The sequence below is a fragment of the Acinetobacter sp. YH12255 genome (assembly GCF_013417355.1).
GTDB lineage: Bacteria > Pseudomonadota > Gammaproteobacteria > Pseudomonadales > Moraxellaceae > Acinetobacter > Acinetobacter pseudolwoffii.
In genome coordinates this window covers 165,587-188,040 of the sequence record NZ_VPEC01000001.1, presented here as the reverse complement: position 1 = coordinate 188,040, position 22,454 = coordinate 165,587, and the positions used below count along the sequence as shown (strand labels likewise).

Here is a 22,454-nt window from a genome sequence, read left to right as displayed (position 1 = left end):
GATTAATACGAACTTTTTTCAACTTTAAACGTTGTGTTAGTGTATTTAAACCGCACCCAATATTCTGGACCAATCAAACTGTATTTTAAAGTGGTAAGTCGCATACTAATATAATTCTGATTTGTATCGTAAAAATTGGATTCTAGTCCATAAACTAAAGGTTCTACCCCTGAGTTCATGCAGGCAATATCACTCCACTCAACACGGTTTTTGCCTTCCTGAAATACAAAAGGTTCAACATCGTTATAGAGCTGAGATTCACTAAATGGGGTGAAATCTGTATCTTCTCGTGCTACAAAAAAGATAAGTCGAATACTTTTAACCCCCCGAATAGTCGTTTCCTGTTTCGACAAAATACCTACAGTTTGGTTTTCAGTATTGTTTGCCCAGACCGCTTCGATAATTTTACTTGAAGTCTTCTGCAAGATGTCATCAACAGTGACTGGAGCAAATGTTCTAGGGTTCATTGAAAAATCATCAACACTCAAAAATTCAGCTGAAATGAGTAATGATTGCACCTGAAACATTGAATTGTTATGCAAGGCTGCTTCTTCAAAACGATTATAAGCTTTCCTAGAATTAATGAATGACGTATCCCACTGATTCTTCAAACTCACAAAATCTCGTGTTTTAGACCTCACTTTCAAGTCCTGACAGAACCCATCTACAGCTGCCTCAAACTGCTGATAGAATTTAAGTGGAAAGTCAAGGAGTCTATGCTTATACAGTAAATCAACCATCAGCTTGATCTCTGGTTTGATGATCACATCTGAAAATTTACCCGTCAGAAAAGGATTCATCGGAATATCCAGAATAATCTTGAGTAAATTAACACCTTTGGGCGTTAGATAGACATGTGGCACCAGACAGTCATAAGTTGGTTGTTTAGAGATAATTTTAAAAGTCTTATTTTCAGCAATCATACAATATAGCTTCAGGTAATCATCCAAGCCAACAGGAGGGCGATTATTGGGTATATAGCCAATAAAAGGCTGAATATACGCTTGAGTAATATGGTGAGTACTGAGGAGCGATGCAAATGATTCATTAGGCTGTAATCTAATCATGCTTCATCTCCAGTTACTGAATTAAGATCTAAGGGTTTTGATCTTGGGCGACCACGAGTCTGTGGTTGTAAAGGTTGACTAATCTGGAAGCGACGTCCATTTTTCATATTGGTGAAAATGAATAACTGGCTGGTTTTACAGAGATAATCAAAACCATCTTCAAGCCACTTTCTTTTTTCCGACTGGTTGTATTCAATCGTACCTAAATAACAATTTTCGTAAGTATGCTTACGCTTATTACAGATGTAAGCATAACCTTGATCATTGGTCACTTTCTTCCACAACTGTTCAATGCCTTCTGCCAAGCTAATGTCTTCCTGATTCTTATTTCCATTGAAAAACCAGAATGTATGTAGATGGAATCCACGTCTTGGCGTATATTCAAAACGAAAAATATATCCGATGGCTTGTTTTAATACAGGATTATGCCGTTTGTTTTCTAGTAGTTGTTCGACGCGCTTTTTAAACGCATCAAAATCATTTTTAGACAAACAATCTTCAGCTGTGAAACAATTTTGCAGTAACGTTTCAGATTTGTTTTTGAAATATAAATCGAGCCTTACAACGACTACACGCGAATAACGCTCAATTAAAGAATTGAACATTTTAATCATTCGAGATTTATTGTTTTTTAGATTCTTCCGCTCATCATAAACTTTGCGCCTAATGTCGGGACGTCGGAAAAATGACCCAATTAAGCCACTAAACTTATTGACTGCATTAATGTACGGGAGCAAATTCTCCTTCAGACTGGAAGGTGGAGGTGTACTATTCCTCAAGAGCTCTAATTCATCTTCTGACATCTGGCTTAGCGCATCATCAAATGCCTGAATATCAAGACCGTTGATAATGTCTGAATGCGAAGAATAGTTTATTAGTTCTTCAATATCAGAAGGTAAATTACTCATGTGAGCAGGGTACTTGGTAGAAAAGGTATAGCGGCTATTCGATAGTTTTTTTGCTCCAACTATGACTTCAGGGAAGTTATGCTTTTTGAACTGTTTGACGAGTTTAGCTTTCCCTATAGCAGGGGCTAGGATGTTATCCAGTGAATTCACGACAAAGGTGGTTTTGTCACCATCGTTGACTGGAGTAGTTTGCAGTTCGGTTTCAAATTGCTGGAGCCATTGTTCATGAGTCCCCATGTATCGGCCAGCATTTGCATATAAAATATTCATGTTTATTACGCTTCAATAAAAGTTAAAAGCGCAACTGTGATCAGTATTCTAAGTGTGGACATCCACTGGATACTGTTTAGAGCAGTATCCATGATTGGATCCAAGTTGGTTAAGCTAACTTAGGATGAACTTGAGTCATATCTACTACACCAGTACGTCTATACGCCAACATCCTATAGGGTTATATCAGTATTGATGTATTTGGATACTTTAAAACTATTGATCATCTATTAATACATAGAATGTTATATGATTAATAGATATAGATTAATAGTAAATATATAAGACCGTAATTCATTGAAAATTAAAATGATAGCCTAACCATACTTATAATTTCAGAATGCATTGCACAGCTGCATTATGTTTTGAATTTACAGGTACAGAATTAGCTCACCGAATCGGCTTGATCGCGGTATGAAATTTTACTTTTAATCCAAGCTTCAACTTCATAGAGTAACCACCGTGAAGCATTATTTAACTTCACTGGTTTAGGGAAGTCCGGATCATAGCGTTTAGACCGCCGGTTTAGTCGGTCATAAATGGATGACCGAGATAAACCTATCAGGTTAATCAGCTCAGGTAGACGCAGCATTTGAATTGTGTTTTGGATAGTAGACATTTAGATTTCCTTCTATAGCGTTGGTTCAATCTGGAAGGCGTTGAACCAATCAATAGAAAGTACATAAATGGAATTACACTTTATGCAGGAAGTGCGTGGAGCCTATAATTTCTTAATGTCAAAGCGATGAACTTAATCATTTAGAAGGTCTTTCAAAGACTGATAAATTTTTTTATTGTCTTTAAGCATCCTCTCAGTATCGCCAATAAATTTTCTTTTCGGCTGAGTTGTGGGATGCTCCTGATTCTGGAAACCTTTCTGCTTTTTAGCAGATTTATTTCGGGTGGCTTTTGTTTTAAGTTCAGCTAGAGCATTTGTGTCATGGATAGATGCAGTAGGAGTAAATAAGTACGGGTCATAAACAGACTCACTGCTTATAATTCCTGTTGACGCATTTGTCAGATTTCGCACAATGTGCTTTTGCAGTTGCACTTTAAAATCAAGCTGTTGCTGTTTTTTCTCCTGTTTGTCTTCTAATATTTGTATTATTTGAGGTGTAAATTTAGTTTTAATCTTAGAAATAATTTTAACCTGTTGTTTTCTGTTTAATATCTTTGTCTGATATTTTTTAAAGTTAGTCCGTAAAAGTTTGTCAATATTTCCTTGTTGCTTTGTATATATTTTTTCTTTTTGATCATACATTTGCATTAAAATCTCACGTACATATGCTGTCGCTTTTTTGTCTAGATACTCCGTAAGTTTTTCAAGTAATACTATTTTTTTTGGTTTTAGTGCGCGAATCTTTGAGTTCAACTTACGTATAGCAAACTTATTTTTAAATGGACCAATGAGTTGAAATGAAAGAGCAGATATTTCCTTTAGCGTATTCTGATCCTGTCTTGAAAAATTTAACTCATTCCAAAGTAATACATGGTCATATTCGAATTTCTTGATAAATTCTTCAACAAAGTCGATATAAGCTTTTTCTTTGATATCATAAGGTTCTTGTGAAAGATAGCTGATTTGAATTTTATCGATCGTGTTTTGAAAGCTTTCAGGTAATAATTCGATTACGTAAGAATCACGATGCTTTGAATATTGCTGGAGTAAGCTTTTATAAATAATTTTTGCTTGCGTATGATTTTTAGTTTCGATGGCGGAACGATAGGTTTTTATGTCTGAAATGATTTCATGATAATGTATAGGTAAATATTCAAAATCCAGTTTCTCAGCTATATCATCACCTTTTTTACAAAGCACTTTATCTTTATGTTTACAAATCTCACAAGGAAATTCATCATTATCTTTTGAACAAGAAATAGTTTTTTTGACAGTATCCCTACATAACCTTTTTACTCGATTTTCATCTGATTCTTTAAACATACCCTGATCATGCAATATGTAGATTACTGTTTTAAGAATTTTGTCATGAATAGGTTTGAAGAAGTTTAAAGGTGTAGCAGCTTGAACTTGATAAAAAGATTGGCAGAGTAAACTTTTATCAAATATCGTATAATTGAGTTTGACTAAGTTTAGATGATCTAGTTTTATTTGATTATGTATCTTTGAGCGGAATTCTAAACGAGAATAAATTTTTTTAAATATGTACTGTTCCAAATCATTTATAATTTTGATTTGGTCATCAAAAGAGAGATTGTCAGAACATTCTTCTACGGTGTCCATTATTTCCTTATACTCAATATTTTGATTGAACATTATTGTAAATTTTAGTGTTTATGCCCAGATCCAAAGTGTACATACTTATGCGTTATTTCAGTACGGAGTTTTGGGTAATTATTAAGTTGACAAAAATAACTAATGATGCGAAAAGGTTTTTTTAGTTAACAGATGTTCACACATGCCTAGAATTGTTTCTGTACCACTTAGTTTAGAACAGCGAGAACGACTCATTTTTCTGGTCAAGCATGCAAAACATTGGCGTGAAAGGCAACGTGCCCAAACTATTCTCTGGCTTTCCGAAGGTAAAAGTGTTGCGGAAGTTGCCACTCTACAAGAACGTATCCCAGAAACCATAAGGCTACAACGCCGACGTTGGGAATTGTATGAGTTTGAATCGATTAAAGAAGGTCATCGCTCAGGTCGACCCAATACATTGATCTCAGACTATCAGGCGAAAATCCTAGATTGGGTCAATACAAGTCCACTCAATGCAGAACAAATCCGAGTCAAACTACATGAAGAATACGAAGTGTCCGTGTCTGTTGAAACCATTCGTAAGTTTTTACGTGATTCAGGTATGGTCTTCAAGCGTACCCGTCATAGCTTGAAAAAAAAGAGATCCGATTGCATTTGAACAAGCAACACAGCAGATTGAAGAATTACGAGAGCAAGCGGCACGTGGTGAAATTATATTAGGTTATGTTGATGAAACAGGATTTTCATCTACACCTGATAACCGCTATGCGTGGACAAAGATAGGTGATGTTCATGCGGTTGATGCAATAAGATTAAAACGAGTTAATGTCATGGGGTGTTTGCTTTCAACGGGGAAACTGGTGACTAGTTGTTTACAAGAGTCAGTGACAAGCACTTGGTTTTATGCCTATTTAACTGGAATAGCTCAACAAGTAAAACAGACGTATAACCTTCCATTGGTTCTTATTGTTGATAATGCCTCGATTCATAGAAGTAAAAAGATGGCTGATTACAGAGAGCTACTTAAAACTAACTTTTCGACGAATCTGTATTTTATTCCAGCTTATAGCCCTGAGTTAAATCGAATCGAGATGGTATGGAAGCAGATGAAATATTATTGGCGAGATTTTCAAGTCATGACAGCTGACAAAATAGAGCAATGGGTGGAGAAAGTATCAAACCAATTCGGAAAAGAATACATGTTTACTTTTTAATGACAACTTAACTATATTATCAATATATACGAAGCGAATATTCTGTAAATACACAAGAAGTGAGTTGTGGTTGAATGGGCAATTTTATTGTATGATTTTTCAATAAATACTATTAGTAATTTACAACAAAACTAAGCCCAATCAGTCATCAAACTCTTACGTTTTTCAAGATAAGCCTCACGTAAGTAAGTTGCTTTGACTTCTTCTAGCTGCTTATGTGCAAGTACGTGCTCACAGACTTCACGAGGGTACTCTGTTTTTCTCTGCTAACCAGCCACGAAGTGTAGGCCGAAAACCATGTGTTGTAATAACACGATTTTGCTTTGGATCAAGATAACCTAAGCCATTTTCTTTTAGCTTTTGTCCAAGCATGTTCTAGATCACAGTCATCAATAACATATCAGAAAGGGTTTAACTAGAAACACAGGCTATTTTGATTGCGAGCGAATTCAAAAATAAGTAAACTTTATAATTGTAACAATATATTTTTATTGATTATTTGCTCTTGTTTTAAATAGTTTCTACTATCATCATGGAACTTATTTCAATAAATCTAACAGGTTAAATATGGGGCTAGTAAGAGTTGATACTGGAAATGATAAGTCAAAAGATCAGATAATTTCATCGTGGAAATCAACCCTTGCTATTTATGAAACAGCCTTAAGGCTACCTCAAAAGTCAGCATTGCTTAAATGTTTAGACTATGATTTAAATGATGAGGAAGAACCTGTAATAATTAATATGCCTACAGGGACAGGAAAAACGGGTGTCATTGCATCATTGTTATTTAAAGCAATATTTAAGAGAACGCTAATCGTTGTTCCATCCGACTCTTTACGGAAGCAAATAAGTGATGATCTAATCGATTTTAAAAAATATATTGCTTGGGGGGTTCTTCCTGAAAATAGTGAACAACCTATTATTTCTAGGTTAGAACCAAAAGATATTGATAAAATTGTTGAACATGATTTAGAAGAACAGTTTATTGTCGTTGCAACATCGCAAATTTTTAATTCATTCCAAGATGAAAATTTGAAGGTTTTTTTAAATCAGTTTGATAGGTTGATCTTTGATGAGGCTCATCATAGTGAAGCTCCAACATGGAAAAAACTTCGTGATAATTTCACCCAAAGAAAAAAGAAGATATTTCAATTTACCGCAACCCCTTACAGAGGAGATGGTAAAAAATTAGAAGGAAAACTCATATATCAATATTCAATAGCAAAAGCTTTTGATGAAGGTATTTTTGAGAAAATTCAATTTGAAGCTGTCAATGAATATTATGACGAGAAATCCGATGGCGTTGTTGCAAGGAAAGCATTGGAAGTATTACAGAAAGATATTCTGGCAGGGCTAGAGCATGTTCTTATGGTTAAAACTTCTACTATTAAGCATGCAAAAGAATTAAAAAAATTATATACCTCTCTAATAAAAGAATATTTCCCTGAAAAAATGGAAGTTTTATTAGCAACCAGCAAAGATGGAATAAATGAAGAAGATAAAAGTAAATTAAAGGAAGGAAAAACACAAATAGTGGTTTGTGTTGATATGTTTGGAGAAGGGTATGATTTACCTAATTTAAAAATATTAGCTTTACATAAAAAATGTAAGAGCTTGCCAATATTTATGCAATTAGTGGGTCGTTTCACAAGGGTTAATAGAACAAAAAAACTAGGTCAAGCAACAATCATCTCAAATGTTGTTGCAGATGATATTGGAGAGCAATTTCAAGAGCTTTATCAGGCTGATGCAGATTGGAACCTATTGATTGGGAGTTTAAGTAAAGAAAAAATGACAGAAGAATTTTTTAGTTCTTCAATTGATGGTGAATATAATCATGAATTGATAAGAAAATTGTTCTCATCAAATTCATTTTATATTAAAAATAGCGCAACAATTTATAAAGAAATTGATGATGATATTAACGAGATATTTGAAAAAACTAATCTTAAAAAATATTTTAATAAGTTGTCGGATAATTATATTTCTGCAATTTTTAGGGAAGAAAATTTAGGAATTATCTTATCAAGAAAGAAAGTTACCCCTATGTGGGTGTCTAGTGATGAGTTACAATTTGATTTGTTCGATATATTCATATTTCTGAGAAAAGGTACTGACTTATTTATTCATGGAAGTAATAAGGATTTAGTCCAGAATTTAGCAAAAGAGTTAGGCTATATTAATTTTAGTTTTCCTGAGTTATTTCGAATGTTTTATGATCTAGAACGTTCAGCGTTTGCAAATTTAGGTATGTTATCAACATCTAGAAATATAAGATTTAGAATGTTTACTGGTACAGATGTCTACAAAGAATTAACACAGCAAGATTTAAATAATAATGCATTATCAAATTTTTTTGGCCATGGTTACATTGACGGTAAGAAAGCTAGCTTGGGGTGCTCTAGGAAGGGTATCACATGGTCAATGTCTAGTGCTAACATTTATCAATGGGTCAAATGGTGTGAATCGTTATATGACAAAATTCATAATGAAAATATTCCTATTGATTCATTTGTTAATAATATGCTTGAGCCATTTAGTGTTGAAAACTTAGCTAATTTTAAAATTCTCACCATCTCACCTGTAGATTTAATTTCTAAGGCTGTTAATTTAATACGGATTAGAGGAGAGTTGGGCTTAAAAACATTAAATTTTAGCTTTTATGAGGTTTTAAATGTTAAACAAGCTGAAGAGATAATAAGTTTTTCGATAAAAATTTATTTTGAAGATGATTATTTTTGTACACTTGATTATATCTATGATTTAACTCATGGTTTTATTTTAGTTTCCGAGTCTTATAATGGAATAAAACTTAATTGTGAGTTAGATTTTATTAAGGAACTTCCAAAAAAACTTGGGCTTGTTGCTTGGACTTCAGGTTTTGAAGTAATTAGTTTAAATGAAAAAATTGGTTATAAGAATAAATATTCTTACACATTAGTAAAAGATAATGTAACTGAGTTGGACTGGAATGGGGTGGAGATAAATAAAGAGAGTTGGAAGTTTGGGGCAGTGAAAAACTCTGTTCAGGGTAAAATAATTGATGTACTTCAATCTCAAGAAAATAAGCCGAACATATTGTTCTATGACGATGGTAGTAATGAACTTGCAGATTTAGTTGGATTTTGGATTGATGAAGAACAGCAAAAAGTATGTATGCGTTTATATCATTGTAAATATGCTATAGGTACAAAATCTTCTATTGGAGCTGTGAATGAGCTGGTTCAGCAAACCCTTTCAACTTGTGATAAATTATCTGATGCAGTAAAAGCATTAAAACAATTAAAGATTAGAGAGAATAATACTTATAAAAAGACTAAAAATAGTAGATTCATATTAGGTGAAATGTCAGATTTAGATGCTTTGATTAAAAAGTATAGAACTTATGACGTTACTATAGAAATAGTATTAGTTCAGCCGAGCCTAGATTATTCTGAACTGAATTCTCGTGTTGAATCAGTGTTGGGGCAGTTGGCATGTATTATTAAACAGACCTTGAATGCTGAAACTTATTATATTATTAAATAAGTATAATCTCTATCAGACTTGATGAGGGAAAAAATATATTAATGCTTCTGCCATTTAAGGCGGAAGCATAGATTTTATGCTATTAATTTTTGTGCATTACAAAACTCAGCCCAGTCAGCCATTAATCCTTTACGTTTTTCCAGATAAGCCCCACGTAAATAAGCTGCTTCGACTTCATCAGGTAGCTTATGTGCCAATACGTGCTCACAAACTTCTCTAGGGTAATCTGTTTTGTCTGCTGACCAGTCCCGGAAAGTAGACCGAAAACCATGTGTTGTAATTACTCGATTTTGTTTTGGATCAATATAGCCTAAGCCATTTTCTTTAAACTTCTGTTCATGCATACGTTTGATCAGAGTGGTCAATGACATGTCAGAAAGCATTGCACCATTTCGTGGAGCAGGAAAAATGTAATCTTGCTGTTGAGTAAATTCTTGAACAGACTTAAGTAAACGGATAGCTTGTTGGGATAGCGGAACACGATGTTCTTTTTCAGCTTTCATACGTTCTTTAGGGATAGTCCAGACTTTATTTTTAAAATCAATTTCCTGCCATTTAGCTCCAAAAATCTCACCAGAACGGCAAGCCGTTAAAATTGCAAATTCCAGAGCTTTCGGTGAAATTCCTTTTTTCTGTCTCAAGTGCTGAATAAACTCAGCAACTTGTTCATAAGGTAATGATGGGTGAGGGCGCGATTCCTGCTTTAAGTTGCCTAAGATTGGCTCAAGATTGCCTTTCCATTCAGCAGGGTTGTCACCCACAAAATATCCCATAGCTTTGGCATAATCAAAAATGGTTTCAATACGGCCACGAATACGCTTGGCGGTCTCATTTTTTTTAATCCAGATAGGTCTAAGAACTTCGGCAATATCAACTTTAGTAATTGTGCCAATACTAATATCGCCAAGAGTAGGATAGATATAAGTTTCTAATGTAGATGTCCACTGTCCAATATGCTTTTCATTTTTAAGTTCACGAGTTTTATTGGCAATAACGACTTTTGCACACTCAAGGAATGTTTTATCACGAAGCTTCTGAATATTAAGCTTGTTGAGCTGTTCCTGTTTATGTGCAATTGGATCAATACCGCTTCGTATTTGTAACCTTAATTCTGTTGCCTTGGCACGCGCTTCAGCTAATGAAACTTCAGGGTAAGGGCCAATACCAATATCACGTCGATGGGGCTTTAATTTTCCATCTTTATCCAGACGTTTGCCAACAACAGCGCGTAAAATCCAGACACGAGAATTGCCTTCTACATTCAAGCAAAGACCATCAACGCCCCCTACAGAATGTCGCCCAGTCTTCTTAATTTTTGCTACACTGAGTGCAGATAGCTCTTTAGATTTCTTTGGCATGTCTTGATTTACCCCACAACCTACCCCTCATAAAATACTGGAAATGGTAGGATTAGGCAAGATGGCTTAGGATAATAAAAATATTAAATAATTGAAAAATATATGTTTATAATATTGTCCGGGATTGTTTAGGACTACTGTTAGACGGACACCGCTTCCGCCAAATTTTAAAAACCCCAATCGAAAGATTGGGGTTTTTTTATTGCTGATGAATTTTACAGAATGATTTAAAATAAACGGATCTTAAAGAGGTTCGATATTTAAAAAGTCGATAATTTATAAACAGATATTCTTCAATCGCATACTTCAATCTTAATCAGAGCCAGAGCAATTCTTTCCACATGCTGATAAGCAGGTTGCTCTAATTCTTCACCAAAAATATCCGGATCAATTTCCTCATAAGACCAGTGAATATTTTGATGCTGCTGCATCAGGTCTTGCAGATACTGTAAAAATCGATTGCCATTTCGTGTGATGGTAGCGCCGGTATATAAAAATAAACGGCCGCCTGAATTTAGCCTTTGCAGGCCTTGTTTTATAATTTTAAAAGATAATTCATTGCCATCGAGCTCATTACCCCCGTGTCGATATTGCCGTTGCTCAGGATCAATTAAATAAGGTGGATTGGCAAAAATCAGGTCAAACTGACCTTCAAGATTGGAAAATAAATTGCTCTGTACAGGAGAGATTGAAGCAAAACCCGAAAAATCAATGTTGAGCTGACTATAGAGCAAGGCTTTGGGGTTTAGATCTGCTACAAAGATTTCCTCATGATCCGGAAAGTATTTGGCGATACTGATGGCAGCAGCAGAGGTGCCACAGCATATTTCAGCAGCCCGTTTGAAAGGGCGAGGTTCGGTGGCTAGATATTGCTTGAGATGATAGACAAAGCGATAAGTATCGGGACCAAAAAAAACAGCATCCTGTTGTGTGGTCGGAAAGGAAGAGTGAATAAAGAGTTCACCTTCCAGTGAAGCGACTCTGACCAGACTGGTGTATTGCTCATCCTGAACCTGTAGAAGTTGCTGTTTTGCCAGCAAGGAAAAAAGAACCGGATCAAGATCGGTTTTGCTAAATTCCAGATTCCAGCCAAATATATCCTGCAGGGTTATTTCCTGATTTTTCTCGTTTCTTTTACGATCTAAAATCCGTTGATGCGACAACGGGGTAATGGCTGTGAACTGATAGTTTTGTTGTTTTAAAAACGCTAGTAAAAAATGCAGAGCATGTTGCTGGTGATTCTGAATTTCTAAAATCTGGTTCATAAGCGTTGCTCTTTGGTTTATTTAAAATCAATACAAAGCTGGATAGACGTTGAATCCCATATAAGACCATGACCAGATCAGCCATTCGCGATGCGTTCATTCAATAGAAATGAATCAGCTTCATCTTCGCCTGAAATGCCAGAATTTTAAGTAAAAAACTGATGTGAATTGGTGTAATTTTTATAGCTGTTTTTAAAAAAATTATCTTCTGATAAAGCTTCTGTCTGCTTTTATTCTCGATTCATAAAAAATGGCTATTCATCAAAGTGATTAATAGCCATGATGGGTGAGAGCCTTAAAACTTAGTGAGGCACTTCTGGTAAATCAAACCAGATCACTTGCGCATCATCGATGGCTTGAATCGCTGAGTCATCCAGAAAAGCAATTGCACCACCCGCCTCAACTCTATGTTCTGCAATCTGCACAGTGCCAGAAACTACATGAATATAATTGATCTGCTGGGTGGCCTGCACTTGCAAACTTTGACCTTGCTGAATTACCGCAGTTTTGACTTCAGCATTCTGACGAATATGCATCGGCGCATTGCCATTCGGTCCACAAATTAAATGCCAATGGTTAGGCTGCTCATGCGGATCCAGACGAATTTGCTGATAATTCGGTTTGGCATCCTGTTCATTGGGAATAATCCAGATTTGCAGTAAATGTACCCGCTCATCGCCCTGATTCATTTCACTATGGCGAATACCTGTTCCGGCACTCATGAGCTGCCATTCACCCGCAGCAATACCGCCATGATTGCCCATGCTGTCCTGATGAGTAATGGTGCCTTTCAGTACGCAGGTCAGGATTTCCATATTGTCATGGGGATGGGTTCCAAAACCCTGATGCCCATCGATTAAATCATCATTAATAACACGTAAGGCACTGATCCCCATATACTTGGGATCATACCAGTTACCAAATGAGAAGCTGTGCTTAGACTCCAGCCAGCCCATTTTTACATGACCACGATTTTCGCTAGGATGTAGAAAAGCCTTCATGATTTCATCTCGATCTTATTTTCAACTTGAGATCATCATACTGTTGTTTTAAGCTCAAAAAAATCTCAAATAGGCGACATATCATTGCATTTTTGCAACGATATATCAGCTTAAAATCAAGTCATAAAAAAGCCCACTGAAAAGCGGGCCATTTTATTCAAAGCATTTTACGGATCATTATTCTAAGAAACGAACAGTTACGCCAGATTTGACTTTACGGCCAAGATCATTGGCATCCCAGTTGGTCAGACGGATACAACCGTGTGAATAGGATTTAGAAATCATGGACGGATTCGGTGTGCCGTGAATACCAAATGATTTTTTGTTGAGACCAATCCAGACATTACCGACCGGGCCGTTTGGACCTGGTGGTAGAGACAGTGGTTTGGTGTTTTTACCTTGAACAAAGTTACTTGGCGAGTAGCTATACCAAGGATTTGGTGCAACGCCGGTGATTTTATAAGTACCCGTTGGTGAAGGCGTACTGGTATTGCCGATACTGGCAGGGAATGAGCCGATCATTTGATTTTTACTGTTAAATAAGTACAGTTGTTTGGCACCTTTATGTGCAACAATCAAGTGAATACCTTCTGGTAGCTCATTACGAACATTGGTCACCAGAATCTTTTGGCCGACTTTGTTAAAATTAGCACCTGGATTCAACTTCTTCAGGAAGTTTTCATCCATATGGAACTTTTCACTGAGCATTTCAGATGCGCTGGTGTAGTACAAACCTTTCATTTTCGCCTGTAGCGCATAATCTGAAGGAATCGATTTGGCAAATGGTCCTGCCAGATCTTTTTCAGTAATGGTGTACTCTACAAAGGTCGGCTTGGAACCCTGACGTGCCACCAGTTTGTCCCAGGTTTCCTGCGTCAGTACGCCATTTGGCTTGATGCCATTCATTTGCTGGAAAGAGGCAATTGCTTTCAGTGTGTTCTTGCCGCTGGTACCATCAATCGCACCCGGTGAAGCGTGGGCATTGTTGAGCATGACATGTGCACGTGCGTAGACCGGAAATTGACCTGCACCAATGTTTTCATACCACTGGGCATTGTTTAAGCCGTCTAAAGTCCACGAAGCTTTGGTCGCAGCAGAGTTCGTCGGGGCCTTGGTATTTGGCGCTGCACCAATATCAGCAGATTGGTCTTCGGTATCTTGTAGCTCATTCAGTGCTTCAGAGGCCTGATTTAAGTCTTGTTGTTCTTGCGCCGTAATTTTGGCTTCAGCCGGTGCTTGGGCGGCTGAAGCTTCAGTCGCGAGTGGATCAATTGGATCCTGGACTGAAACATCGGTAACAACTTGCGGGTTCAATGGTTGTTCAGCAGTAGACGCAGCAAAAACAGTACCTGCGAAAATGCAACCTAAACTCACAGCGAGCATTGTGCGAACGAACATGTAAATCAACCTTAAAATTATTTCTTTAAAAATGTGAAAAAACACTATAAGTATTACAGAAAAAATGTGGAGATGCAGTAGTTGTTTTGTGTAAAACATCACATTTGGCCGCTTAAGCTGATCGGTTTTTAAAGTCAGCAGAAGTTATTAAAAATACAACCTTTTTGTTATGATATGGCGAATATCAAAGATAGATAGGAAAGTAAATGACGACCTTAAAAAATGATCGTTTTCTGCGCGCCTTGTTGCGTGAACCTGTAGATGCCACTCCGGTATGGATGATGCGTCAGGCGGGCCGTTATTTACCAGAATATCGCGCAACGCGTGCTCAGGCAGGAGATTTCCTTTCTCTTTGCAAAAATACTGAACTGGCCTGTGAAGTGACCTTGCAGCCTTTACGCCGTTATGATCTGGACGCCGCGATTTTGTTCTCTGACATTTTGACAGTGCCTGATGCTTTAGGTTTAGGATTGTATTTTGAAGTGGGTGAAGGGCCTAAATTTCATAAAACCGTCCGTACCGAGCAGGATGTCGCAAATCTGCCAGCCTTTAATGCAAAATCGGATCTGGATTATGTGATGAATGCAGTGTCGACCATTCGTTCAGCCTTGGGTGGCCAGGTTCCTCTGATCGGTTTCTCTGGCAGTCCGTGGACCTTGGCGACTTATATGGTAGAAGGCGGTTCAAGCAAAGATTTCCGCTTCACCAAAAATATGATGTATGCACAGCCTGAAGTGCTGCATGCTTTGCTGGAACGTCTAGCCGATGCCGTGATTGATTATCTGAATGCGCAGATTGATGCAGGTGCACAAGCGGTACAGATTTTTGATAGTTGGGGCGGCGCACTGGCACATCGTGAATATATTGAATTCTCGCTCAACTATATGAAGAAGATTGTTACTGGCTTGCACCGTGAAAAAGATGGCCGCAAGATTCCAGTAATTCTGTTTACCAAAGGTGGCGGTCAGTGGTTGGAACCGATGATCGCTACAGGCGCAGATGCCTTTGGTCTGGACTGGACCACACCACTGGATGTAGCACGTCAAACCGTTGCGGGTCGTGCTGCGCTTCAGGGTAACCTCGACCCTGCGACCTTATATGGTTCATCGGAAACTATTATTAAGGCGACCAAAGCCATGCTGGATGATGCTTATGCCAATGGTGAAAAAACCGGTTATGTAGCAAACCTCGGCCACGGCATTACCCAGTGGGTCGATCCAGCCAATCCAAAAGCCTTTATTGATACCGTACATGAGTATAGTGCTAAATATCTTTAGGATTTAAACCTTGATCGATCTATTCAAATCAGGGTTTGAATTTACCTATAAGGCAGCTTCGGCTGCCTTATTTGGGATTCTACTCCTGCTGGCGTTTGCACTCACTGCTGCCATGGGCAGTGATCTGTTTTACGGTTTTTACCGTTATGACTATCTGTTATTTTTTGCCCTGCTCATTCAGGTGCTGCTGCTTTATACCAAACTGGAATCCTGGGCCGAAGCCAAAGTGATTGCGCTGTTTCATCTCATGGCCATGGTGATGGAAATCTTTCTGACCCATCCTGCGATTGCCTCCTGGTATTATCCACAACCGGCAATCTTTAAAATTATGACCGTGCCTTTATTTGCCGGTTTTATGTATTCTGCGGTCGGCAGTTTTTTTGCGCGTTCCTTGCGTTTATATCAGGTCTCATTTGAAAAGTTGCCAGGCTTTCGCCATATGTTGCTGCTGGCGGTGTTGTCTTATATCAACTTTATGAGCAAGTTTTTTATTCCTGACTATCGCATGCTTTTATTTGTCTGGAGCGTGCTGATGTTCTGGAAAACTAAAATTCGTTTTCAGTTGAATCAGCACGCTTTTCAGTTGCCAATGTTACCGATCTTGCTGCTGCTGGCCTTTATCATCTGGATTGCCGAGAACATCAGTACCTTTTATCAGATCTGGCTCTATCCAAGTCAGATTGAACAATGGCATATGGTGGGCTGGGGCAAACTCGGGTCCTGGTATTTGTTGTTATTGCTGAGTCTGGTCTTGGTACTGAAGATTTTAGGGCAGCGCAATTTACATGGCGACTGGACGCTGAAAGAGTAATGGAATTATTCAGGTTATGTTTATGTAAAGCATGCATTTTTTCGATTGCGCCAAACCTGACTTATCGCTACTCTGCTGAGTGTGTAAGTCAAATTACATAATGAGAGTAATAACAAAGATTGCATGAGAATAACTGGAGAATAAGTATGTTGAAAAAAATTATGCTGGCGGCAGTATTAGCGACTGGTTCAAGTATGGCGATGGCTGACCGAGATGTCGGCTGTGGTATCGGAAGTCAGGTGTGGGCCGGTCAGACTGGTATTATTCCTAAACTTTTAGCAGGTACCACCAACGTTCTTTTCACGAATCAATGGCTCGGGATCACGTTTGGTACTTTGGGTTGTAGCCAGGGTGGAACAGTCACCGCTCAAGTGGTGACTTTTACCAATGAAAATGCTGAAGCACTGGCGCGTGATATGGCAGTGGGTGAAGGTGAAAGCCTGAATGTTCTGGCTGAACTTCTGAATATCAAATCTGAAGACAAAGGCCATTTTTTTAACATTTCCAAGCAGAATTTTTCTGAAATCTATTCCGAACAAAACCAGAATACCCTTCAAGTTCTGAGTTCATTACAAACAGTGATGGCCAAAGATGAAGTATTGAAATCTTACATCTGATCCGCACTTTGAAAACCCTGCTGCTCTGGCAGGGTTTTTCTTATGACTCAAAGAAATTGACGAGAATAAGTTAACTGAATGAAATATGCGTTCTTCATGTTGGGTCTGGCCTTCAGTCCCTTAAGTTTTGCAAACGAAATTAATCCAGATATCCAGCATTATCTCGATCAGGCCAAAAGCAAACGCCTAGATCAGAGCACCACCTGGCAGCGTCTGATGTATGCCAATTCTAAAGGCCACAGCGAGGTCGATTATTCAGGCTATTTTCTGGCAGAGCAGGGAAAGACTGATCTCAAAAAAGAAATACAGCATAATATTCAGGCCTTATTTGGCAGTACAGAACCGAATCAGTCCATCCGTTGTAAGTTTCCGGCCCGAAGCAGCTGGTTAATGCAGCAGCTGGATATTTCCGAACAGCAATTGCCTGAAGTGAGTTGTCCGGATTTTGATCAATGGATTGCTGAGGTCAAGCCCTATCAGGCCACGCTGATTTATGCCACAGATTTTATGGGCAATCCCAGTTCGATGTTCGGGCATACCTTGTTGCGTCTAGATCCCAAAGATCAACAGCAGCTCAACCTGATTTCCTATGCCGTCAACTATGCCGCAACCGTCGACGGCAATGACAACTGGTCATTTGCCTGGAAAGGACTGACCGGACAATATCCGGGTGAATATTCCTTGATGCCGTATTATCGCAAGGTCAAAGAATATGGCGACTTTGAAAGCCGGGATTTATGGGAATATGAATTAAATTTAACTCCACAAGAGACCCGGTTTCTGGTGCAGCATCTTTGGGAAATGCAAAAGGTGAGTTTCCCTTATTATTTTATCAATGATAATTGTGCTTATCGCTTGCTGGGGTTATTTGATCTGGTGCGTCCTGAGTTAAATTTACAAAAACAGTTTAATTCGACTGCCATTCCGATCGAAACCTTGAAAGTGGTAGAACAGCAGGGCTTGATCAAACAGAAAGTTTATCGTCCTGCCCTGGAAACACAGTTGCTGGCTCAATCTAGACAGCATGGCAAAGCTTTGGCAAAAAAGGCTCATCAGCTGGCTTATGCAGAAACAGGTACCATGCCTTCAATGTTGCAAACTTATCCGGCAGAGGATCAGGCCAAAGTGCTGGAAATGGCCTATGATCATCTATATCTGGATTTTCTCAGACAGAAAGTAGATGAGTCCTTTGCCCAGCCACGTTTTCGCAAGTTATTGGGCTTAAGAAGTCAGCTGGCTATCGAGAAACAGCGTCAAGCACCTGAGCGTCCGAAAACAGATCCAGTACAAAGTCATCATGCACGAAATATCAGTTTTGAGGCCGGACAGGTTCAGGGTGAATCCTTTGTTCAGCTTGGGCATCGGCATGCCTATCATGATTTAATCGATCCACAGGGTGGTTTGCGTACCGGCACACAACTGCTGTTTCTGGATGGGGCATTACAATATCGTAATAGTGAACTCAAACTGGAATATCTGGATTTACTGGCCGTCAATTCCTATAACCCGATTAATCCATTTAATACGCCCTTATCTTGGGGTTTTAATCTGGGCTGGACACAGGAAGCCTTAGACCGTCATGGCCAGTTTAGCGAAGAGCAACAGCATGGCGTCGCCGGTTTTAAGACCCAAGCGGGCTATAGCTGGGCAAATGCGAGCCGCGAACATTTGTGCTATGCACAAATGCAAACTCACGTTCAGGCGGGCAAGGCGCTCGATCAGGGTTGGCGCGTAGGAGCAGGGCCAACTTTGGGCTGCCAGAATATCTGGACTGATCAGATCAACAGTCTGGTGCAAGTGGAACTGCCTTATTGGGAAGATTCGCATCGCTGGCATCTGAAGCTAAATACCCAATTGCAATATGCCTTTACTGCACAGAATGCGGTTCGATTGTCTTGGGAATATCAGCAACAACAGGCGAAAGACTGGGATCAATGGAGTCTGGGCCTGATCCGTTATTTTTAAACGGCTTATATATTTTAAGGGCTAGTTTACGAAACTTTTCCTGTGAATCATCGATCAGTATAATTGGAATAATCTTGTCGATATTTTAGTTAATGCACCCGAATTTTGTTATATTTGTCACATAATGTTAGTGCAAATTGCAGTGTTTTGGGGAATGGGGCGTATGAATAATGAATGCATGGCAATGCTGGCCGAACAATGGAGGCAGATCTGTCAGAATTATTCAGCAGATGATCTATTGCATGCATTTCATTTTGTTCAGGAACATTCTGTTATTCTGGTCGAAGAATTCTATAAGAATATGCTCTTAGAAAAAGAATCGGCCCAGTTCCTGACCGAACAGATGGTTCAGCAGCGTTTGCGTAATACTTTGATTCAATGGCTGTCAGAAAGTTTTAGCGTACCGATCAACAAGAGTTATGCGCAAGCCGTACAAAAGCAGGCGATGGTTGGACATGTACATGCCCGAGTCGGTATCCCTTCCTGGTTAATCATGCGCGGTGTCCGTGAAATTGAACGCAAGGTTTTTGAACTGTTGCAAGCATCTTCTCAAAACAGCATGCTGACCGCCTGCAGTTATATTGTGCAAATCATGGGATTTGCCACAGAAATCATGTGCCGTTCTTATGAAGCCAAAACAGCCGTGAATCAGGAAATCAAACACAGTTACCGTGTTTTTTCAGCCATGCAGGATGTGGCGGTACAAAAAGACAAACAGCGCAGCTCATTGCTGGACTGGGAAAATGAACTGATGTTCAAGGTCTTTTCGAGCCCTGACAATTTAAAGCATCCGATGTTGTCCAAATCCGAGTTCGGTTTATGGTTTATCCATAAAGCCTCTTATGCTTTTACCGGTTCGGACCAGGTCGATTTAATCATTGAGCGGATTTATCAGATTGATGCAATTAATCAGACCATCATGGATTGTACGGATAAAAATAATGTCTTGGGGCTGATTCAACAAATCCGTGACTTAAACCGTGAAATTCAACTGCTGGTCGATCAGTTATTTCAGGTTGCGGAATATATTGAATCAGGCAATGATTCATTGACCCAGTTGTTAAATCGCCGTTATTTAAATACGGTGATTTCCCGTGAAATCACTTTTTCCCGTAAAAATCATACACCTTTGTCTTTACTTGCGATGGATGCCGATTTCTTTAAAAGTATCAATGATAAATTTGGACATGCCGCAGGTGATCTGGCACTTAAATTTATTGCCGAAGCGCTGCAAAAATACAGTCAGGGCAGTGATTATGCCTTCCGGGTCGGTGGGGAAGAATTCTTATTGTTGCTGGTCGACACAGATAAACAACGTGCCTTAAGTATTGCCGAAAGTATTCGTAAATATGTTGAAAATGGCATGATTAAAACCGCGCAAGGACAACAGTTTAAAATCACGATCAGTATTGGATGTACGCTCTATGACGGGCATCCGGATTATCAGCGATTTTTAGATGCTGCGGATGCCGCACTGTATATGGCGAAAAATACCGGTCGTAACCGGGTCTATATGGCACAGCCACCCTCAAATCCAGTGGGGCAGCAATGATCCAGCTAGCTTAAAAGTTTTATTCCTCTGCCATGTGTTGCTGGATAAATTCCTGAAATTTTCGCTTTTGCTGAATATAGTCTGGATGATTTTTCGCATCATTCCATTTTTGTTTAAAAATGTTGGCGGCCGCTGCTTTGACCGGATCTTCGTGGCTGCGTGGCAATTCTGAACGGCCATGTGCGCCGCTTAAGCCTTTCTTATCTTCCGGAACCGGCCCATCATATTTTTTACCACCTTTATGGTTGGCGTAACGGCGGGCACGGGTATAACCCATCTGTAAAAACTTGCGTGCCATGTCCGCACCGATAAAATCATCTTGTTTTAAATAAGCTAGGAATAGCTGATAAATTTTGTCACTGCTGGCTTGGGCTTTTTCTTCATCCGCAAAGCGCCAGTGCGGCAGAATTTCAGATTTATAAGGCTCCACCAATAATACGCCTTGTTCTCCTCGGCCAATTCGGTACAACTCGGGCCGTTTGCGAAAATTAATCTTTTCGAAGTCCAGAGAATAATCAAAACTATTCGACACCACCCGTGACTGACGTTTTGGCGGCGGATTTTTGGCTGCTGGACTCATATCTTTGCCTTATATTTAGAAGAGTAGATATCACCCAATAAAGAACACACTAAAAAATATAAAATAATTCTACTGATCTACTCACCCGAGATCAGGATCAAGAAAAGCCCCAGTCATGGGGCTTGGATTTTACTTTGACTTTTTCGAACTGGTCTTCGAGGTTTTGGCTTTATCAGACTTGCTCTTGGACGAAGTGCTTGACTGCTTTTTGGCCGGTGCTGATTTTTTTGAAGAAGATTTTTTCGTCTTGCTGTCTTCATCTTTGCTCTTATTGCTGCTTTTCGCTTTAGCCGGTTTTTTCGCTGAAGATGTTTTCAGGTCTTTGGCTTTATCGCTGCCTTTAGAACTCGCACTTTTCTTCGCCTTTACTTTTTCATCTTTGCTGGCATTCTCTTTTTTAGAAGATGCTGCTTTAGATTTAGCACTTTCAGCTTTTTTGCTGACTTTGCGATCGCTGTCCTTGTCACTGCTTTTGTTTGACTTCTTCAGTTTTTCATCTTGCGTCTTTTTAGCAGTTTTTGCAGATTTCTTGCTGTCTTTGTCCTGATTGTTTTTGCTATTCGCCATGGTCATTTTCCTTGTCATTAAAAATCAAGCAGAAAGATATAAAGCTGTTTGCTGTATATCAACGTCAATTTACTTTAAGCGAGGACTAACTGGATTAAAACTTTATCATGTATCTAAATGTAGGCTTGTTGCAAAGATAAGCAGCAATTGTTTAGCTGCAAGTATAACGAATGCAAATTTGGTCAACAGCAGCTGTGATATCGATATTCTCTGACCAGAGCAGTTTATAAGAAATTAAAAAAACCCCGAATGATCGAGGCTTTAAATAATTGGCTTTTAAGGCTTAGTAGCTTTCTGGCACTGCACTTAAAAACTCACGGCGGGTTTCTTTATCAGTTTTAAAATCACCAATAAAAGAGACTGTACGTGTGGTCGATTCCTGTTTGCCCACACCACGCATCATCATGCACATATGTGCAGAATCAATCATCACGGCGACACCACGTGCTTTGGTGATTTCCGCCACTGCTTCTGCAATTTGCTGGGTCAAGTTTTCCTGGATTTGCAAACGACGCGCAAACATTTCAGTAATACGGGCAAATTTGGACAGGCCCAAGACATGACCTTCTGGTAAATAGGCGATATGGACACGGCCATAAAATGGTAATAAATGATGTTCACATAAGGAATAGAATTCGATGTTTTTGACCAGCACCATTTCACGGTTGTCGGAAGGAAAGACCGCTTTGTTGGTGACTTCTTCAAGTGTCTGACTATAACCCGAGGTTAAATATGAAAATGCTTTGGCAGCACGCACAGGCGTATCTTTGAGACCAGGGCGATTGAGATCTTCGCCAACGGCAGTAAGAATGTTTGCGTAGGATTGCTGCATAGTCATATGACGTATTCACTTAAACTGAG

19 protein-coding genes and 1 pseudogene are annotated in these 22,454 nt (G+C 38.9%); 8 read left to right on the top strand and 12 right to left on the bottom strand.

Annotation, left to right across the window (positions count from 1 at the left end):
• Window positions 1-2 precede the first annotated feature (2 nt).
• The 4 genes from FTV30_RS00940 to FTV30_RS00925 form a co-directional block, all read right to left on the bottom strand.
• Window positions 3-1,067 (bottom strand): hypothetical protein, encoded by a 1,065-nt coding sequence (locus FTV30_RS00940; RefSeq protein WP_180000841.1) that lies wholly within the window; start codon window positions 1,065-1,067, stop codon window positions 3-5.
• Entirely contained in the window at window positions 1,064-2,245 is a 1,182-nt protein-coding gene (locus FTV30_RS00935) for an inovirus-type Gp2 protein (RefSeq protein ID WP_180000840.1), read from the bottom strand. Before FTV30_RS00935 ends, FTV30_RS00940 begins: the two co-directional genes overlap by 4 nt.
• A 385-nt stretch (window positions 2,246-2,630) precedes the next feature.
• Window positions 2,631-2,864 carry an AlpA family transcriptional regulator gene (locus FTV30_RS00930; protein WP_180000839.1) on the bottom strand — a complete coding sequence of 78 codons (234 nt, stop codon included), beginning with the start codon at window positions 2,862-2,864 and terminating at the stop codon, window positions 2,631-2,633.
• Between the two features lie 132 nt (window positions 2,865-2,996).
• Entirely contained in the window at window positions 2,997-4,487 is a 1,491-nt protein-coding gene (locus FTV30_RS00925; RefSeq protein WP_180000838.1) for a hypothetical protein, read from the bottom strand.
• Window positions 4,488-4,662: 175 nt separating this feature from the next.
• Here FTV30_RS00925 and FTV30_RS00920 point away from each other — a divergent pair, with 175 nt between their 5' ends.
• A complete protein-coding gene (locus FTV30_RS00920) occupies window positions 4,663-5,118 on the top strand; it encodes a helix-turn-helix domain-containing protein (protein WP_004647755.1) in 456 nt (151 codons plus the stop codon).
• Entirely contained in the window at window positions 5,108-5,674 is a 567-nt protein-coding gene (locus FTV30_RS00915; protein WP_108675453.1) for an IS630 family transposase, read from the top strand. The genes FTV30_RS00920 and FTV30_RS00915 overlap by 11 nt, the downstream gene beginning before the upstream one ends.
• Window positions 5,675-5,805: 131 nt before the next feature.
• Here FTV30_RS00915 and FTV30_RS16170 read toward each other — a convergent pair.
• Window positions 5,806-6,082, bottom strand: a pseudogene (locus tag FTV30_RS16170) (integrase); the annotation flags it as partial.
• 159 nt (window positions 6,083-6,241) lie between these two features.
• On the opposite strand from FTV30_RS16170, the gene FTV30_RS00910 reads away from it, so the two are divergent.
• The gene (locus tag FTV30_RS00910) at window positions 6,242-9,202 is read left to right on the top strand and encodes a DEAD/DEAH box helicase (protein WP_180000837.1); all 2,961 of its coding nucleotides are present in this window, start codon (window positions 6,242-6,244) and stop codon (window positions 9,200-9,202) included.
• Between the two features lie 74 nt (window positions 9,203-9,276).
• Here FTV30_RS00910 and FTV30_RS00905 read toward each other — a convergent pair whose 3' ends face one another.
• From FTV30_RS00905 to FTV30_RS00890, 4 genes are all read right to left on the bottom strand, one after another.
• On the bottom strand, window positions 9,277-10,560 hold the full coding sequence (locus tag FTV30_RS00905) for a site-specific integrase (RefSeq protein WP_180000836.1): 1,284 nt from the start codon (window positions 10,558-10,560) through the stop codon (window positions 9,277-9,279).
• A gap of 293 nt (window positions 10,561-10,853) precedes the next feature.
• Window positions 10,854-11,825, bottom strand: coding sequence for a class I SAM-dependent methyltransferase (locus tag FTV30_RS00900; RefSeq protein WP_005096395.1), 972 nt, complete (start codon window positions 11,823-11,825; stop codon window positions 10,854-10,856).
• 302 nt (window positions 11,826-12,127) lie between these two features.
• Entirely contained in the window at window positions 12,128-12,826 is a 699-nt protein-coding gene (locus FTV30_RS00895) for a pirin-like bicupin family protein (protein WP_005096396.1), read from the bottom strand.
• 177 nt (window positions 12,827-13,003) lie between these two features.
• On the bottom strand, window positions 13,004-14,224 hold the full coding sequence (locus FTV30_RS00890; RefSeq protein WP_005171817.1) for a L,D-transpeptidase family protein: 1,221 nt from the start codon (window positions 14,222-14,224) through the stop codon (window positions 13,004-13,006).
• A 206-nt stretch (window positions 14,225-14,430) separates the two neighbouring features.
• Between FTV30_RS00890 and hemE the strand changes: the two genes are divergently transcribed.
• From hemE to FTV30_RS00865, 5 genes are all read left to right on the top strand, one after another.
• Window positions 14,431-15,501: a uroporphyrinogen decarboxylase gene (gene hemE, locus FTV30_RS00885; protein ID WP_005096398.1), complete on the top strand. Its 1,071-nt coding sequence runs from the start codon at window positions 14,431-14,433 to the stop codon at window positions 15,499-15,501.
• A 10-nt stretch (window positions 15,502-15,511) separates the two neighbouring features.
• Window positions 15,512-16,312 carry a DUF817 family protein gene (locus FTV30_RS00880; RefSeq protein ID WP_005096399.1) on the top strand — a complete coding sequence of 267 codons (801 nt, stop codon included), beginning with the start codon at window positions 15,512-15,514 and terminating at the stop codon, window positions 16,310-16,312.
• A gap of 146 nt (window positions 16,313-16,458) precedes the next feature.
• Window positions 16,459-16,929 (top strand): DUF3015 family protein, encoded by a 471-nt coding sequence (locus tag FTV30_RS00875; protein WP_005096400.1) that lies wholly within the window; start codon window positions 16,459-16,461, stop codon window positions 16,927-16,929.
• Between the two features lie 78 nt (window positions 16,930-17,007).
• Window positions 17,008-18,894, top strand: a complete 1,887-nt coding sequence (locus tag FTV30_RS00870; RefSeq protein ID WP_180000835.1) for a DUF4105 domain-containing protein — start codon at window positions 17,008-17,010, stop codon at window positions 18,892-18,894.
• A gap of 163 nt (window positions 18,895-19,057) precedes the next feature.
• Window positions 19,058-20,446, top strand: coding sequence for a diguanylate cyclase (locus tag FTV30_RS00865; protein ID WP_180000834.1), 1,389 nt, complete (start codon window positions 19,058-19,060; stop codon window positions 20,444-20,446).
• Window positions 20,447-20,465: 19 nt separating this feature from the next.
• Here the strand turns inward: FTV30_RS00865 and FTV30_RS00860 are convergent, their stop codons facing one another.
• The 3 genes from FTV30_RS00860 to folE form a co-directional block, all read right to left on the bottom strand.
• Complete coding sequence (locus FTV30_RS00860; RefSeq protein WP_180000833.1) at window positions 20,466-21,026, bottom strand: DUF4385 domain-containing protein; 561 nt, start codon at window positions 21,024-21,026, stop codon at window positions 20,466-20,468.
• Between the two features lie 129 nt (window positions 21,027-21,155).
• Window positions 21,156-21,593: a hypothetical protein gene (locus tag FTV30_RS16410; protein WP_005096405.1), complete on the bottom strand. Its 438-nt coding sequence runs from the start codon at window positions 21,591-21,593 to the stop codon at window positions 21,156-21,158.
• A 283-nt stretch (window positions 21,594-21,876) separates the two neighbouring features.
• Window positions 21,877-22,425, bottom strand: coding sequence for a GTP cyclohydrolase I FolE (gene folE, locus FTV30_RS00850; protein ID WP_005096407.1), 549 nt, complete (start codon window positions 22,423-22,425; stop codon window positions 21,877-21,879).
• Between the last annotated feature and the right edge of the window lie 29 nt (window positions 22,426-22,454).

Coding starts and splice junctions, on each gene's coding strand:
- FTV30_RS00865 (WP_180000834.1), top strand. CDS start 19,058: ATGAATAATGAATGCATGGCAATGCTGGCCGAACAATGGAGGCAGATC.
- FTV30_RS00930 (WP_180000839.1), bottom strand. CDS start 2,864: ATGTCTACTATCCAAAACACAATTCAAATGCTGCGTCTACCTGAGCTG.
- FTV30_RS00890 (WP_005171817.1), bottom strand. CDS start 14,224: ATGTTCGTTCGCACAATGCTCGCTGTGAGTTTAGGTTGCATTTTCGCA.
- FTV30_RS00910 (WP_180000837.1), top strand. CDS start 6,242: ATGGGGCTAGTAAGAGTTGATACTGGAAATGATAAGTCAAAAGATCAG.
- hemE (WP_005096398.1), top strand. CDS start 14,431: ATGACGACCTTAAAAAATGATCGTTTTCTGCGCGCCTTGTTGCGTGAA.
- FTV30_RS00860 (WP_180000833.1), bottom strand. CDS start 21,026: ATGAGTCCAGCAGCCAAAAATCCGCCGCCAAAACGTCAGTCACGGGTG.
- FTV30_RS00925 (WP_180000838.1), bottom strand. CDS start 4,487: ATGGACACCGTAGAAGAATGTTCTGACAATCTCTCTTTTGATGACCAA.
- FTV30_RS00875 (WP_005096400.1), top strand. CDS start 16,459: ATGTTGAAAAAAATTATGCTGGCGGCAGTATTAGCGACTGGTTCAAGT.
- FTV30_RS00870 (WP_180000835.1), top strand. CDS start 17,008: ATGAAATATGCGTTCTTCATGTTGGGTCTGGCCTTCAGTCCCTTAAGT.
- FTV30_RS00940 (WP_180000841.1), bottom strand. CDS start 1,067: ATGATTAGATTACAGCCTAATGAATCATTTGCATCGCTCCTCAGTACT.
- folE (WP_005096407.1), bottom strand. CDS start 22,425: ATGCAGCAATCCTACGCAAACATTCTTACTGCCGTTGGCGAAGATCTC.
- FTV30_RS00920 (WP_004647755.1), top strand. CDS start 4,663: ATGCCTAGAATTGTTTCTGTACCACTTAGTTTAGAACAGCGAGAACGA.
- FTV30_RS00895 (WP_005096396.1), bottom strand. CDS start 12,826: ATGAAGGCTTTTCTACATCCTAGCGAAAATCGTGGTCATGTAAAAATG.
- FTV30_RS16410 (WP_005096405.1), bottom strand. CDS start 21,593: ATGGCGAATAGCAAAAACAATCAGGACAAAGACAGCAAGAAATCTGCA.
- FTV30_RS00900 (WP_005096395.1), bottom strand. CDS start 11,825: ATGAACCAGATTTTAGAAATTCAGAATCACCAGCAACATGCTCTGCAT.
- FTV30_RS00905 (WP_180000836.1), bottom strand. CDS start 10,560: ATGCCAAAGAAATCTAAAGAGCTATCTGCACTCAGTGTAGCAAAAATT.
- FTV30_RS00935 (WP_180000840.1), bottom strand. CDS start 2,245: ATGAATATTTTATATGCAAATGCTGGCCGATACATGGGGACTCATGAA.